Consider the following 15370-nt stretch of genomic DNA (forward strand, 5'->3'; position numbering starts at 1 on the left):
AGCTGCCGCGCCCACCCATGGACGGTTAAACCTTGGCAGGTGTCGGCGCAGACTTGCTGCGTGGTCGCAACTGCGCGGTGGCCATTGCAGTGTCAGTGACGCCAGTTTCGGCACGCATGCCGGCTGCCAGGAACGGCACCATCAGACGCATCACTTGCTCGATGGAGGTGTTGACGCCGAAATCGGTCTCGGCAATCGCGCGCAAGGCCTTGATCCCGGACATGCTGAATGCTGCAGCACCGAGCATGAAGTGCACGCGCCAGAACAGTTCGATCGGAGGAATACGCGGGGCAGCTTCGTTTACCAGCAACATGTAGCGACGGAAAACCTTGCCGTACATGTCTTCCAGATACCGACGCAAGTGGCCCTGACTCTGACTGAATGCAAGCCCCAGCAAACGCATGAAAATCGACAGGTCGTTGCCGCTGCGTGGCTGTACCACCAGTGCTTGCTCGACGAGAATTTCCAGCAGCTCTTCGAGCGAAGGCTTGTTCTCTGGCTTGGCCTGGCGGCGCTCCAGCTCTTTGTCGAGGCTTATGCAGAACGGGCCAAGGAAGCGCGAAAAAACTGCCTGTATCAGCGCCTTCTTCGAGCCGAAGTGATAGTTCACCGCAGCGAGGTTGACCCCTGCCTTGCTGGTGATCAGACGCAATGAGGTTTCAGCGAAACCTTTTTCCGCGAACAGCTGTTCTGCAGCATCAAGAATGCGTTCAACGGTTTCCGACTGGGCCATGGCTACTCCGCCTGACAAACACTTGTTTGAAACATACGTTTCAGCCTATGCCTTGTCAAGCCTGCCAGTTCGTTTTGGGAATGGTCGGTCAGTTATTTAACCACAACAAGGACGCCACATTAATCGGCGTCGTCACTGACAGTCCGGCGGCATGGCAAAAAACGATCATTGCCAAGACCGCTTCACTGTATATAATCCCAGTCACTGTATAAAAAGACAGAGCGATCAATATGCTTAAGCTGACGCCACGCCAAGCCGAGATTCTGGCCTTTATCAAACGCTGCCTCGAAGACAACGGCTACCCGCCGACTCGTGCGGAAATCGCTCAGGAGCTGGGTTTCAAGTCGCCAAACGCGGCCGAAGAGCACCTCAAGGCGCTCGCCCGTAAAGGCGCGATCGAAATGACTCCCGGTGCTTCTCGCGGCATTCGCATCCCTGGTTTCGAAGCCAAGGTCGACGAATCCACCCTGCCGATCATCGGTCGAGTGGCTGCCGGCGCGCCGATTCTCGCTCAGCAGCACATCGAAGAATCCTGCAACATCAATCCGGCCTTCTTTCATCCACGCGCCGATTACCTGTTGCGCGTCCACGGCATGAGCATGAAGGACATCGGTATTTTCGACGGCGACCTGCTGGCGGTTCACACCACCCGCGAGGCACGCAACGGTCAGATCGTGGTTGCGCGGATCGGCGACGAAGTCACCGTCAAACGCTTCAAGCGTGACGGCAGCAAAGTCTGGCTGATTGCCGAAAACCCCGAGTTCGCCCCTATCGAAGTCAACCTGAAAGACCAGGAACTGGTCATCGAAGGCTTGAGTGTCGGCGTCATCCGCCGCTAAAGGAGGCTTTATGCAGTTCCCACACGCACCTCAGCAAACACAACTGCCGTTGTTCGAAGCGTTTCTGGCGCAACCGCTCGCCCCTATCCTCAAGGATGTCGTCGAGCGCCCGTGGAATACCGAACCTGAAGCGTTCAGCGAGCTGTCACTGCGCGGCGCGACCGGGAACTGCCTGAGCCTGCTGGCTCCGATTCTTCGCGAACTGAGCGAGGATCAGGACGCACGCTGGCTGACCTTGATTGCACCGCCTGCCAGCCTGACCCAGACCTGGCTGCGGGACGCAGGATTGAATCGCGAACGCATCCTGCTGTTGCAACCGCGCGGCGCCCAAAGCGCTCAGCAATTGGCCTGTGAAGCATTACGCCTGGGCCGCAGCCACACGGTTGTCACATGGTTGAACCCTCTGAGCGCAGGGTCACGGCAACAGCTGATCAGCGCCGCCCGCACCGGTGACGCTCAAAGCCTGAACATTCGTTTGGGGTGATTCAGCAACAATGCGCGCCATGTAAAGCGCAGGGCTTCTCCAGGGATAGAGAAGCCGATCTGGAGGAGTAACTGGCAGACAGCGGATCAGTGAAGAACCCGCGGCCCCTCATCCTTGTCGAATTCGCCTTCAACCATACGCCCCGCCATTTGCACACCGACGCTCAACATCGCCTTGGCAATTTCAACGTGCTGGCCCTGCAGAAACGCCTTGGCATCCTCGGAGAAATCCAGAGTCACCAGAGAACCCTCGTCCTCGGCCCTGCGCAGTTCGATTCGGCCGTCTGGTAGCTCGACAATTTCTAGAAAGGACGTTGGCATATAGGTCTGTTCTCCACGAAAGGCAGGGATTATATAGACATCATTCAGGCTTCGCTCGGGATCTTGACCAGCAGCACGCCTCTCGTCGCCGCCAGTCCAGAGCCCCTCAGCACTCGTTCAAGCCTTCACGGAAACGGATCGCCAGCCCCTTGAGGTTCTGCCGCCAGCTCTCGAGCTCTTCGCGACTCAACTCTTCAACCACCTCTTCTTCATCCAGATTCACCGCCTGAATCAACGGCTGCGTCACATCGCCCTTCGGCTTGTGTGGCACCCGTGGCGGCTGAAACAGCGCCGAGTGCGCGGCCAGCAATTTAGCCAGCCAAGTCTCCGAATTGCCCGCCAGTTCAATCATCTCCGCCAGCTCAGGAATGGCAATCGACTCCAGCACTTCGCGGGTCAGCAAGGTTTCCGCTCGCGACGCATTGGCTTGCGGCAGACGATAGAAGCCGGCGATTTCATGACACAACCCCAACAACGCACCGTAGAGATGAAACAGTGCGGATTCGCGCCCGGCCTGAATCAGCGCCAGCGAATTCATCGCCCGCCCCTCTTCGGCCCTGGCCAGCGCTTCCAGCGACAAACCCGCGAAATAGATCTTCTGATTGGTACGGGTATAGAGTTCGTGGGCCATGTCGGCACTCTCCACAACGAAATAATTGCTTCACACAGGCCGGACAGTGTCATGGATCAGCCGATCCGACCGCAAGCATTAAACAAAAAGGCCGCATGAAAACCCGAAGGTTGTCATGCGGCCTTTTTTATTGAAGATGACTGATCAGCGCACCTTCAGATCAGCGTTTGCTCAAGCCTTGGCTTTTGCCGGGCGCTTGTCTTCGACCGTCCACTTGCCACCATCGAAGAACGCTTTCCAGCCTGTAGGCTTGCCGTCGACTTCGGTCTGAACGTATTGCTCCTTGGTCTTGCGGCTATAGCGGATCACGGCTGGCAGGCCATCCGGATCCTTCTGCGGCGCTTCGCACAGGAAGTGGTACTTCGGATCGATTTCGTCCTTGTGCGGCAGAATCTCGATCACCAGCGGAGCACGGGTCTCGCGGTTTTTCGGGAACTGGCTGGCCGCCAGGAACAGACCGGACGCACCATCGCGCAGGATGTAGGTGTCGTTGACCTTTTCGCATTTCAGCTCAGGCATCTTCACCGGATCCATCTTCGGCGGCGCCGCATCACCGCTCTTCAGCAGTTTGCGAGTGTTCTTGCACGTCGGGTTGGTGCAACCGAAGAACTTGCCGAAACGTCCGGTCTTGAGCTGCATCTCGCTGCCGCACTTGTCGCACTCCAGGCTCGGGCCTTCGTAGCCCTTGATGCGATAGCTGCCTTCTTCGATTTCATAGCCAGCGCAATCCGGGTTGTTACCGCAGATGTGCAGCTTGCGTTTCTCGTCGAGCAGGTAGGCGTCCATGGCTGTGCTGCAGATCGGGCAGCGATGCTTGCCGCGCAGTACCAGGGATTCCGACTCACCCTCGTCATCCGCCGCGATTTCGTCGCCCGGCACCAGGTTGACGGTGGCCTTGCAGCGCTCTTTCGGCGGCAGGCTGTACCCCGAGCAACCGAGGAATACACCGGTCGATGCAGTACGAATCTGCATCGGACGGCCGCAGGTGGTGCACGGAATATCGGTCATCACCGGCTGGTTGGCACGCATGCCGGCTTCCGGATTCTCCGCCACTTCGAGTTTTTTCTTGAAGTCGCCGTAGAACTCGTCCAGCACGTTTTTCCAGTCGCGTTCGCCCTGGGCCACGTCATCGAGATTCTCTTCCATGCCGGCGGTGAAGCCGTAGTCCATGAGATTCGAGAAGCTTTCCGACAGACGCTCGGTAACGATGTCGCCCATCTTTTCCGAATAGAAGCGACGGTTGTGCAGGGTCACGTAGCCGCGATCTTGAATGGTCGAAATGATCGCAGCGTAAGTCGAAGGACGACCGATGCCGCGCTTTTCCATTTCCTTCACCAGGCTGGCTTCCGAATAACGGGCCGGCGGCTTGGTGAAGTGCTGGGACGGATCGAGCTTGATCAGCTTCATCACGTCGCCCTGCGCCATGTCCGGCAGAACGTCATCGTCGCCAGGCTTGGTGATTTGCGGCAGCACGCGAGTGTAACCGTCGAACTTCAGGATGCGACCCTTGGCGCGCAGCTCGAAGTCGCCGGCAGCGACGCTGACCGTGGTCGACAAGTATTGCGCCGGCAGCATCTGGCAAGCAAGGAACTGGCGCCAGATCAGCTCGTAGAGGCGCTCAGCGTCACGCTCCATGCCAGCCAGCTTGCTTGGCGTGGTGTTGGCGTCGGAAGGACGAATCGCTTCGTGAGCCTCTTGTGCGCCTTCCTTGCTACTGTAGACGTTCGGCGACTCCGGCAGGTACTTCTTGCCGAACTCGGTTTCGATGTAGTCGCGCGCCATCGCCACGGCATCAGCCGAGAGATTGGTCGAGTCGGTACGCATATAAGTGATGTAGCCGGCTTCATAGAGACGCTGGGCCATCATCATGGTTTTCTTCACACCGAAGCCCAGTCGATTGCTCGCGGCCTGTTGCAGTGTGGAGGTAATGAACGGTGCCGACGGCTTGCTGCTGGTCGGTTTGTCTTCACGCTTGACGATGCTGTAGCTGGAGGACTTGAGCTTCTCCAGCGCGGCCGTCGCCTGCGCTTCGTTCAACGGTTTGAAGGCTTCGCCTTTCTCGCGAGCCACTTCGAAACGCACGGTCGAGCCTTTGGCAGTGCCAAGGTCGGCATGCACTTCCCAGTACTCTTCCGGGTTGAACGCGCGAATCTCACGCTCACGCTCGACCACCAGTTTCACGGCAACCGATTGCACACGACCGGCGGACAGGCCACGGGCGATCTTCGCCCACAGCAGCGGCGAGACCATGTAGCCAACGACGCGGTCGAGGAAACGACGGGCCTGCTGCGCATTCACTCGATCGATGTCGAGTTCGCCCGGCTCCGAAAAGGCTTCCTGAATCGCCTTCTTGGTGATTTCGTTGAACACCACGCGCTTGTAGCGGCTGTCATCACCACCGATGGCTTCGCGCAGGTGCCAGGCAATGGCTTCCCCCTCGCGATCCAAGTCGGTTGCGAGATAGATGGTGTCAGCATCCTTGGCGAGCCGGCGCAGCTCCTCGATGACCTTTTCCTTGCCCGGGAGGATCTCGTACTTGGCTTTCCAGCCATGCTCGGGATCGACACCCATGCGCGAGACCAGCTGCTTGCGCGCCTTCTCTTTCGGCGACAGCGCTGGCGCTTCGCCCGCAGCAGCCTTGCCGCGCTTGGCGGCAGGCTCCTTGCTGGCGCTAGCCGAACCGCTGGTGGGCAGGTCTCGGATATGGCCGATACTCGACTTCACCACGTATTGGTTGCCCAGATACTTGTTGATGGTCTTGGCCTTAGCCGGGGATTCCACAATGACCAGCGATTTGCCCATGGATCAGAAAATTCCTGAATTCTAGAAGTGAAAGGCGGTTGGCGCCTGACGCGGCACCGCTATATATAGTGGCTACAAGGTGAGGTCAAGCGCAGGGTTTTGCGCGCACTCGCCTTACGGCTTCGAAAAAAGGCTCGGTTCGGCTTGCACCAAAGCAAAGCGTGGGACCTGCTCCCCGTCAACCTCGACGGACTCCAGGAACATGCTCAAGGGACGTACCCAGAAGCCGTAATCGCCATACAGGGCTTGGTAAAAGACCACTTCTTCTTCGGTCTCGGAATGCCGCGCAACACTGAATACGCGGTACTGCGGACCTTTGTAATGTTGGTAGAGCCCAGGTTGTATCGGCATGCTTCGGCCCTCACTCAAATTTTTTCAAAATAAAAACAAAAATAAATCCGCAAAAACAAAAACCGGGGCACTTGGCCCCGGCTTCCATCGACGAGACGCTTAAACGCGTTCGAAGACGGTGGAGATGCCTTGGCCGAGGCCAATGCACATGGTGGCCACCCCGAAGGTGCCGCCATTCTGCTTCATCACGTTCAGCAACGTGCCGGAAATACGGGCACCGGAGCAACCGAACGGGTGACCCAGGGCGATCGCGCCGCCGTGCAGGTTAACCTTCTCATTCATCTTGTCGAGCACTTTCAGGTCTTTCAGCACTGGCAGGGCCTGTGCGGCGAACGCTTCGTTGAGCTCGAAGAAGTCGATATCGTTGATACCCAGGCCCGCACGCTTCAGCGCTTTCTGGGTAGCCGGTACCGGACCATAGCCCATGATGGCCGGGTCCACACCCGCTACCGCCATCGAACGAATCACCGCCAGAGGCTGGATGCCCAGGTCCTGTGCACGCTGCGCCGACATCACGATCATGCACGAAGCACCATCAGTGATCTGCGACGAAGTACCGGCCGTCACGGTGCCGCCCTTTGGATTGAACGCCGGCTTCAGAGCCGCCAGACTTTCCAGGGTGGTTTCCGGACGAATGGTTTCGTCGTAGTCGAAGGTTTTCAGGAAACCGTTCTCGTCGTAACCCTGCATCGGGATGATTTCGTCCTTGAACTTGCCTTCCACAGTCGCCTTGTGGGCGAGCTGGTGGGAACGCACGCCAAAGGCGTCCTGCTGTTCGCGAGTGATGCCGTGCATTTTGCCCAGCATTTCAGCGGTCAGGCCCATCATGCCCGAGGCTTTCGCCGCGTACAGGGACATGTGCGGGTTCGGATCGACACCGTGCATCATGCTCACGTGGCCCATATGCTCGACGCCGCCAACCACGAACACGTCACCGTTACCGGTCATGATCGCTTGCGCAGCGGTGTGCAGCGCGCTCATCGACGAGCCACACAGACGGCTGACGGTCTGGCCCGCCGAAGTGTGCGGGATCTGAGTCATCAGCGACGCCATGCGCGCGATGTTCCAGCCTTGCTCCAGGGTCTGGTTCACACAGCCCCAGATCACGTCCTCGACTTCGGCAGGATCGACCTTGGTGTTGCGCTCCAGCAGTTTGCTGATCAGGTGCGCCGACATGTCTTCGGCGCGGGTGTTGCGGTGCATGCCGCCCTTGGAGCGGCCCATCGGAGTACGACCGAAGTCGACAATCACGACGTCTCTAGGATTCAAGCTCATAAGTTCACTCTCACTCTAGTTGGGGGCGCTTAACCGAAGAAGCTCTGGCCGTTCTTGGCCATTTCGCGCAGCTTCGCGGTCGGGTGGTACAGCGCGCCCAAATCAGCGTACTGGTCGGCCAGGGCAACGAACTCGGCAACACCGATCGAGTCGATGTAGCGCAGCGCACCGCCACGGAATGGAGGGAAACCAATACCGTAAACCAGACCCATGTCGGCTTCGGCGGCGGTTTCGACGATGCCGTCTTCCAGGCAACGCACGGTTTCCAGGCACAGCGGGATCATCATCCAGTTGATGATGTCTTCGTCAGTGACTTCGCGCTGCTCGTAGACGATCGGCTTGAGCACTTCCAGTACCGACGGATCGGCGACTTTCTTCTGCTTGCCTTTCTTGTCGGCCTCGTAGGCATAGAAGCCCTTGCCGTTCTTCTGCCCCAGACGCTTGGCTTCGTAAAGCACGTCGATGGCCGAACGACGGTCGTCCTTCATGCGATCCGGGAAGCCTTCAGCCATCACGTCACGACCGTGGTGGCCGGTGTCGATGCCGACCACATCCATCAGGTACGCCGGGCCCATCGGCCAGCCGAATTTTTCCATGATCTTGTCGATACGGACGAAGTCCACACCGGCGCTGACCAGCTTGGCGAAACCGCCGAAGTACGGGAACAGTACGCGGTTGACCAGGAAGCCTGGGCAGTCGTTGACGACGATCGGGTTCTTGCCCATTTTCTTGGCGTAGGCAACGGTGGTGGCAATCGCCAGCTCGCTGGACTTCTCGCCACGGATCACTTCCACCAGCGGCATCATGTGCACCGGGTTGAAGAAGTGCATGCCGACGAAGTTTTCCGGACGCTTGAGGGCTTTAGCCAGCAGGCTGATGGAAATGGTCGAGGTGTTGGACGCGAGGATGGTGTCCTCTTTGACCTTGTCTTCGACTTCCGCCAGAACGGCTTGCTTGACCTTCGGATTCTCGACCACGGCTTCAACGACCAGATCGACGTGACCGAAATCGCCGTAGGACAGGGTCGGACGAATGCCGTTGAGCACTTCAGCCATTTTCGCGGCGGTCATGCGGCCTTTATCAACGCGGCCGACCAGCAGCTTGGCGGCTTCCGCCAGACCTTGCTCGATACCGTGCTCGTTGATGTCCTTCATCAGGATCGGCGTGCCTTTGGAAGCCGACTGATAGGCGATACCGCCACCCATGATGCCGGCGCCCAGTACGGCAGCCTGCTTCACGTCCTTGGCGATTTCATCGTAGGCCTTGGCCTTTTTCTTCAGTTCCTGATCGTTCAGGAACAGACCGATCAAGCTCCGCGCGGCAGAGGTCTTGGCCAGTTTCACGAAACCTGCGGCTTCGACTTCCAGCGCCTTGTCACGACCGAAGTTCGCGGCTTTCTGGATGGTCTTGATCGCTTCGACCGGGGCCGGGTAGTTCGGGCCGGCCTGGCCAGCCACGAAACCTTTGGCGGTTTCGAAAGCCATCATTTGCTCAATGGCGTTCAGCTTGAGTTTTTCCAGCTTCGGTTGACGCTTGGCCTTGTAGTCGAACTCGCCGGAAACGGCGCGTTTGATCAGCTCAAGGGCGGCATCCTGCAATTTTTCAGGAGCAACCACCGCATCGACAGCGCCGACTTTCAGCGCGTCTTCAGGACGGTTTTCCTTGCCGGCGGCAATCCACTCGATGGCGTTGTCGGCACCGATCAGGCGCGGCAGACGCACGGTACCGCCGAAGCCGGGGTAGATGCCCAGCTTGACTTCCGGCAGACCGATCTTGGCCTTGGTCGACATGACGCGGTAGTCCGCTGCCAGGCACATTTCCAGACCGCCACCCAGGGCGATGCCGTTGATCGCGGCTACGGTCGGAACATTGAGGTCTTCGAAATCGCTGAAGATCTTGTTGGCTTCGAGATTGCCAGCAACCAGCTCGGCATCCGGCAGCTTGAAGTTGTCGACAAATTCGGTGATGTCGGCGCCGACGATGAACACGTCCTTGCCACTGCTGACGATCACGCCCTTGATCGAAGCATCTGCCTTGATGGTGTCTACGGCCTGACGCAGTTCGTTCAGGGTAAGACGGTTGAACTTGTTGACGGACTCACCCTTGAGGTCGAATTTCAATTCGACGATGCCACTTTCAAGAGCTTTAACCGTGATGGCTTTACCTTCGTAAATCATCAACTGATCTCCACGATATGGAAGCTGAACAGTACACGTCGGACGCAGGCAAATGGCTCGGCAGGACGTTTTTTCGTCGATGCTGACACCCATCCACCCGGCACACCCGCCAACGCGATAGTCGGGATTCTGTAGGAGCAGTCTGCAATACAAACGCTCAATTCATACGCCCGTTTGATTTGGGTACGCCACCTTCACGGAATTTCCGACAATTGTCAATCGCCCTAAATACGGGTTGAAATGCGACTTTGCGGTCATTTCTGTAGGACGCAGCCCGGCCACACACGCTTGCATGTGAGGGCATTCATAAGATTAATAGTTAGAAAAGTCGCCCTAATTCACTGCAAGCCTTGTTTAACAGGCTACGCTGGCTGGACGACTAAGGAAAACAGGCGCACATTTGCTGACCGGATCACACCGGATCACACCGGGTCAACGCCAAAAAGAATTTCCGGCCTGCCTGGCCAACCCCGCCCGATGAATCATGTCGGGCTTTTTATTGCGCGTATGCCAGACGTTTCGCACCGTTGCAGCGCGAAAAGTCCGCAAGTCATGCCAGCGCTTTCAGCGTGGCATCAATTTCCAGCAGCATCGAAGCGTCACCCTTCTCGCCCCAATAGAGGGCGATCATCTGCTTGTCGGCCTCGATCTTGAAAACGTTGCCCGGCAATTTTTCGAAATGATTGAGCAGCAGCGGATCTTCACAAACTTCCTGCCACTGATTGACCCAAACGCCCGGGGATTTCTGCCAATACGTCCAGCACGCCGGCTGTTTGCCGCGGCGTGGCCGATGGTATTGCGCACACGGGTTTGGCGGCTCCTGACTCAGCCAATGTGGCCACTCCTGCGGTGCCAGTTGCATGGCCAGCCCGATGCGCCGGGCCTCGGTGCGCAAGGCTATCCGGCCACTCTGTGCACGGGACGGACGCAACCACGCCAGCGGACTCAACACCACCAGCAGGATTGACACCACCAGCCAGACCGTCATATCTCTACTCCCGTTTTGTCATGAGCCCATTGCGTCACTTTGGAACCAATGCGCTTGAAACCAGCCATACTTAACAATATCGATCCCTCACGAGGAGCACCTCATGCCCTACCACCATATCCTGGTCGCCGTAGATCTGACCGAAGAGTGCGACCCTGTGATCCACCGCGCCCGAGAGCTGTCGGTGAGCAATGGAGCCAAGCTGTCGCTGGTGCACATCGTCGAACCGATGGCCATGGCCTTCGGCGGTGACGTCCCGATGGATCTGTCACAACTGCAACAACAGCAGTTCGATCAGGCCAAGGAGCGCCTGGAACGCCTGAAACACAAATACACCGAGCTCGAAGGCGCCAACTGCCATCTGACCTACGGCCAGCCGCGTCAGGAAATCCACCATTTCGCCAAGGAACAGGGCTGCGACCTGATCGTGGTCGGCAGCCACGGCCGGCATGGTCTGGCGCTGTTGCTGGGCTCGACCGCCAATGACGTGCTGCACGGCGCACCTTGCGATGTGCTAGCGGTGCACTTGGTCAAACGCTGATCCCAGGCACTTGTAAAAAGCTAAAAAAGCCCGGCGCCCATCACTGGACGCCGGGCTTTTTAATGCCTTGAAACAATTAGGCGTCCAGCTCGGCCCAACGCTCCACCAGCGCATCCAGCTCAGCCTGCATCTGTTCGAGTGAGGCAATCACCTTGGCCGTTTCGGCCGGCGGACGCTGGTAGAAACCGGCCTCAGCCATTTCAGCCTCAACCGCAGCGATCTGCTGCTCTTTGGCGTCGATGTCTCCCGGCAAAGCTTCCAGCTCGCGCTGAAGCTTGTAGCTCAGTTTCTTCTTCGCAGCCGGGGCCGCAGCAATCGGCGCGGCAACCGGGGCCGGTTCAGCAGTGACCACCGCCGAGTTCAGGTCTGCCTTGCCGGATTTGCTTTCGGTCACGCCCAGCAAGCGCGGCGAACCGCCCTGACGGATCCAGTCCTGATAGCCGCCGACGTATTCGCGAACCTTGCCCTCACCTTCGAAGACCAGGGTGCTGGTCACCACGTTGTCGAGGAATGCCCGGTCGTGGCTGACCATCAGCACGGTGCCGTTGAAGGTCAGCAGCACTTCTTCAAGCAACTCGAGGGTTTCCACGTCGAGGTCGTTGGTCGGTTCGTCGAGTACCAGCAGGTTAGCTGGCTTGCTGAACAGTTTGGCCAGCAAAAGACGCGCACGCTCGCCACCAGACAACGCCTTCACCGGCGTGCGGGCACGCTGCGGGCTGAAGAGGAAGTCGCCGAGGTAGCTCAGCACGTGGCGGCTCTGGCCATTGATATCGATGAAATCGCGACCTTCGGCGACGTTGTCGACCACGGTTTTTTCCAGATCCAGCTGATGGCGCAACTGGTCGAAGTAGGCCACGTCGATCTTGGTACCCTCCTCCACTTTGCCGCTGGTCGGTTGCAGACCGCTGAGCATCAGTTTCAGCAGAGTGGTCTTGCCGGTGCCGTTGGCGCCGAGCAGGCCGATACGATCGCCGCGCTGCAGCACCATGGAGAAATCGCGGATCAGGAACGGACCGCCCGGGTGCGCGAAGCTCACGTTATCCAGCACCATCACCTGCTTGCCGGACTTCTCCGCTGTTTCGAGCTGGATGTTGGCCTTGCCGGTGCGCTCACGACGCTCGCTGCGCTCGACACGCAGGGCCTTCAGCGCACGCACGCGGCCTTCGTTACGGGTACGACGGGCCTTGATACCCTGACGAATCCATACTTCTTCCTGAGCCAGACGTTTGTCGAACAGCGCGTTGGCGGTTTCTTCAGCGGCCAGCTCGGCTTCTTTGTGGACCAGGAAACTGGCGTAGTCGCCGTTCCAGTCGATCAGACCACCGCGATCCAGCTCGAGGATGCGGGTGGCAAGGTTTTGCAGGAAGGAACGGTCGTGCGTGATGAACAGCACGGCGCCCTGGAAATCCTTCAGCGCTTCTTCGAGCCAGGCAATCGCACCGATGTCCAGGTGGTTGGTCGGTTCGTCGAGCAGCAGCAGATCCGGCTCTGACACCAGCGCCTGCGCCAGCAGCACGCGACGACGCCAGCCACCGGACAACTCGGCGAGGGTCTTGTCGGCCGGCAGTTGCAAACGGCTCAGGGTGCTGTCGACCAGGGTCTGCAAGCGCCAGCCGTCACGGGCTTCGAGATCGTGCTGGACGTGCATCAGCTTTTCCAGATCAGCGTCGGTGACGATGTTCTGGCTCAGGTGATGGTATTCGGCGAGCAAGGCGCCAACGCCGTCGAGGCCTTCGGCGACCACGTCGAACACTGTCCGCTCGTCGGCCACCGGCAATTCCTGCGGCAATTCACCGATTTTCAGACCGGGGGCACGCCACACCGAGCCGTCATCAGGCTTCTGGTCGCCCTTGACCAGTTTCATCATGCTGGATTTGCCAGTGCCGTTGCGGCCGATGATGCACACCCGCTCACCACGGGCGATCTGCCAGGACACCTTGTCCAACAACGGCATCGCACCGAATGCAAGGGACACATCGCTGAATTTGAGCAGGGTCATGAGCTTCTCCAAAAACCGGGCGCGCATTCTACCTGAATCGGGACCCGAGCAGGCCGGCAATTTCGCCGCTGACGCACTCTGCACAACAATTGTTGCGAACTTGTGCTGCAAGGCCGGCAAAGCTTTCGCCCCCTGCTGGCAAAAGGCTAAGCTACAGACAATTCAGTGCGGGTTTTGGGCCGGCACTTGTCATGATTTCTCTGCCCGGATGTCTCATGCGCAGTCGCCTCTTCAGTGTTTTGTCATGTTTGCTGCTTTCCGCCGCTGCCGTTCAATCCGCCCAGGCGGTGGACCTGTCCACCCAACGCCAGTATTACGATGAAGCCAAGCGCGCCCTCGCCAAGGGCGATACCGGCCCGTATTTCCGTTACAGCCAGGCTCTGGCCGACTATCCGCTGGAGCCATACCTGGCGTACGACGAGCTGACCGCCCGGCTGAAAACCGCGAGCAACGCGGAAATCGAAAAATTCCTCGCCGAGCACGGTGACCTGCCCCAGGCCAACTGGATGAAGTTGCGCTGGCTGCGCTGGCTGGCCGATCGCGGCGACTGGGCGACGTTCGTCAAGTATTACGACCCCAAACTGAATTTCACTGAACTGGACTGCCTGAACGCGCAGTACCAGATCAGCCACGACAAGAAGGCCGAGGGCTACGCCAACGCCGAGAAGCTGTGGCTGACCGGCAAATCCCAGCCCGCCGCCTGCGATGCATTGTTTGGCATGTGGGCCGCCGAAGGTCAGTTGACCGAACAGAAACGCTGGGAACGCGCCAAACTCGCCGCCCAGCACCGCAACTATCCGCTGGCCAACAGTCTGGTCAACGGCCTGACCACCCTTGCCCCGCGCGGTCGCCTGCTGGTGGACGTGGCGCAGAAACCGGAACTGCTCAATCAGCCGTCGCGTTTCACGCCGGCCGATGAACCGATGTCCGACGTGGTCAGCCTCGGCCTGCGCCGCCTCGCGCGCCAGGATCCGGACAAGGCCATGGCCCTGCTCGACGGTTACGCCAGCAGCATGCATTTCTCCCGGGATGAAAAAGTCGCGATCGCCCGGGAAATCGGCCTGACCCTCGCCCGCCGCTTCGACAGCCGCGCGCTGGACGTGATGACCAAGTACGATCCGGAGCTGCGCGACAACACCGTGTCCGAATGGCGCCTGCGTTTGCTGTTGCGTCTGGCGCGCTGGGACGACGCCTATCAACTGACCCGCCGTCTGCCGCAGGATCTGGCCACCACCAACCGCTGGCGCTACTGGCAGGCCCGCAGCCTGGAACTGGCGCAACCGCAAAACCCTGAAGCGCAGACGCTGTACAAGAATCTGTCGCGGGAGCGTGATTTCTACGGTTTCCTCGCCGCCGACCGCTCGCAATCGCCGTACTCGCTGAACAATAAGCCGCTGGTGCTCAGTCAGGCGCTGATCAACAAGGTGCGCAATACCCCTGGCGTGCGTCGCGCGCTGGAGTTCCACGCCCGTGGGCAGATCGTCGACGGTCGCCGCGAGTGGTATCACGTCAGCCGGCATTTCAGCCGCGACGAAATGGTCGCCCAGGCAAAACTGGCCTACGACCTTAAATGGTACTTCCCGGCTATCCGCACCATCAGTCAGGCGCAGTACTGGGACGATCTGGACATCCGGTTCCCGATGGCCCACCGCGACACCCTGGTGCGCGAAGCCAAGGTGCGTGGCCTGCATTCGAGCTGGGTGTTCGCCATCACCCGTCAGGAAAGTGCGTTCATGGACGACGCCCGCTCCAGCGTCGGCGCCAGCGGCCTGATGCAACTGATGCCCGGCACCGCCAAGGAAACCGCGCGCAAGTTCAGCATTCCGCTGGCCTCGCCACAGCAGGTGCTCGATCCGGATAAAAACATTCAGCTCGGCGCCGCTTACCTGAGCCAGGTGCACAGCCAGTTCAACGGCAACCGCGTGCTCGCCTCCGCCGCGTACAACGCCGGCCCAGGCCGCGTGCGCCAGTGGCTGCGCGGCGCCGACCACCTGAGCTTCGATGTGTGGGTGGAAAGCATCCCGTTCGACGAAACCCGCCAGTACGTGCAGAACGTGCTGTCCTACTCGGTGATCTACGGCCAGAAACTCAACTCGCCGCAGCCGCTGGTGGATTGGCATGAACGATATTTCGACGATCAGTGATCGGGGCGCGTATCGCCGATAGATCGACGTCAAAAATGCCCGCATCGAGAGATGCGGGCATTTTTTATGGCGTTCTACTAGGTCGA

At 59.2% G+C, this 15370-nt stretch carries 13 protein-coding genes; 4 read left to right on the forward strand and 9 right to left on the reverse strand.

Annotation, left to right across the window (positions count from 1 at the left end; translation table 11 throughout):
• Positions 1-25 precede the first annotated feature (25 nt).
• Positions 26-733: a TetR/AcrR family transcriptional regulator gene (locus QR290_RS20245; RefSeq protein WP_085686822.1), complete on the reverse strand. Its 708-nt coding sequence runs from the start codon at positions 731-733 to the stop codon at positions 26-28.
• A gap of 230 nt (positions 734-963) precedes the next feature.
• Between QR290_RS20245 and lexA the strand changes: the two genes are divergently transcribed.
• Together lexA and sulA are read left to right on the forward strand one after the other, a co-directional pair.
• A complete protein-coding gene (gene lexA, locus QR290_RS20250) occupies positions 964-1572 on the forward strand; it encodes a transcriptional repressor LexA (RefSeq protein ID WP_007953044.1) in 609 nt (202 codons plus the stop codon).
• A gap of 10 nt (positions 1573-1582) precedes the next feature.
• The gene (gene sulA / locus QR290_RS20255; protein ID WP_085613121.1) at positions 1583-2056 is read left to right on the forward strand and encodes an SOS-induced cell division inhibitor SulA; all 474 of its coding nucleotides are present in this window, start codon (positions 1583-1585) and stop codon (positions 2054-2056) included.
• An 86-nt stretch (positions 2057-2142) separates the two neighbouring features.
• Here the strand turns inward: sulA and QR290_RS20260 are convergent, their stop codons facing one another.
• The 7 genes from QR290_RS20260 to QR290_RS20290 all read right to left on the reverse strand — a co-directional run bounded on the left by QR290_RS20260 (position 2143) and on the right by QR290_RS20290 (position 10600).
• Positions 2143-2376, reverse strand: coding sequence for a hypothetical protein (locus QR290_RS20260; protein WP_007953047.1), 234 nt, complete (start codon positions 2374-2376; stop codon positions 2143-2145).
• Between the two features lie 106 nt (positions 2377-2482).
• A complete protein-coding gene (locus tag QR290_RS20265) occupies positions 2483-3007 on the reverse strand; it encodes a DUF6586 family protein (RefSeq protein WP_115078658.1) in 525 nt (174 codons plus the stop codon).
• Positions 3008-3178: 171 nt separating this feature from the next.
• Positions 3179-5809 carry a type I DNA topoisomerase gene (topA, locus tag QR290_RS20270; protein WP_085613119.1) on the reverse strand — a complete coding sequence of 877 codons (2631 nt, stop codon included), beginning with the start codon at positions 5807-5809 and terminating at the stop codon, positions 3179-3181.
• A 114-nt stretch (positions 5810-5923) separates the two neighbouring features.
• Positions 5924-6160 (reverse strand): DUF1653 domain-containing protein, encoded by a 237-nt coding sequence (locus QR290_RS20275; RefSeq protein ID WP_007953059.1) that lies wholly within the window; start codon positions 6158-6160, stop codon positions 5924-5926.
• Positions 6161-6259: 99 nt separating this feature from the next.
• A complete protein-coding gene (fadA, locus tag QR290_RS20280; protein WP_007953060.1) occupies positions 6260-7435 on the reverse strand; it encodes an acetyl-CoA C-acyltransferase FadA in 1176 nt (391 codons plus the stop codon).
• 29 nt (positions 7436-7464) lie between these two features.
• Complete coding sequence (gene fadB, locus QR290_RS20285; protein ID WP_289203466.1) at positions 7465-9612, reverse strand: fatty acid oxidation complex subunit alpha FadB; 2148 nt, start codon at positions 9610-9612, stop codon at positions 7465-7467.
• 550 nt (positions 9613-10162) lie between these two features.
• A complete protein-coding gene (locus tag QR290_RS20290) occupies positions 10163-10600 on the reverse strand; it encodes a hypothetical protein (protein ID WP_115078660.1) in 438 nt (145 codons plus the stop codon).
• Between the two features lie 103 nt (positions 10601-10703).
• Between QR290_RS20290 and QR290_RS20295 the strand changes: the two genes are divergently transcribed.
• Positions 10704-11141, forward strand: coding sequence for a universal stress protein (locus QR290_RS20295; protein WP_085700513.1), 438 nt, complete (start codon positions 10704-10706; stop codon positions 11139-11141).
• 76 nt (positions 11142-11217) lie between these two features.
• Here QR290_RS20295 and QR290_RS20300 read toward each other — a convergent pair whose 3' ends face one another.
• Positions 11218-13140: an ATP-binding cassette domain-containing protein gene (locus QR290_RS20300; protein WP_289203467.1), complete on the reverse strand. Its 1923-nt coding sequence runs from the start codon at positions 13138-13140 to the stop codon at positions 11218-11220.
• Between the two features lie 215 nt (positions 13141-13355).
• Between QR290_RS20300 and QR290_RS20305 the strand changes: the two genes are divergently transcribed.
• Entirely contained in the window at positions 13356-15284 is a 1929-nt protein-coding gene (locus QR290_RS20305; protein ID WP_115078662.1) for a transglycosylase SLT domain-containing protein, read from the forward strand.
• The last annotated feature ends 86 nt before the right edge of the window (positions 15285-15370 follow it).

The sequence above is a fragment of the Pseudomonas fluorescens genome (assembly GCF_030344995.1).
Classification (GTDB): Bacteria; Pseudomonadota; Gammaproteobacteria; order Pseudomonadales; family Pseudomonadaceae; genus Aquipseudomonas; species Aquipseudomonas fluorescens_BF.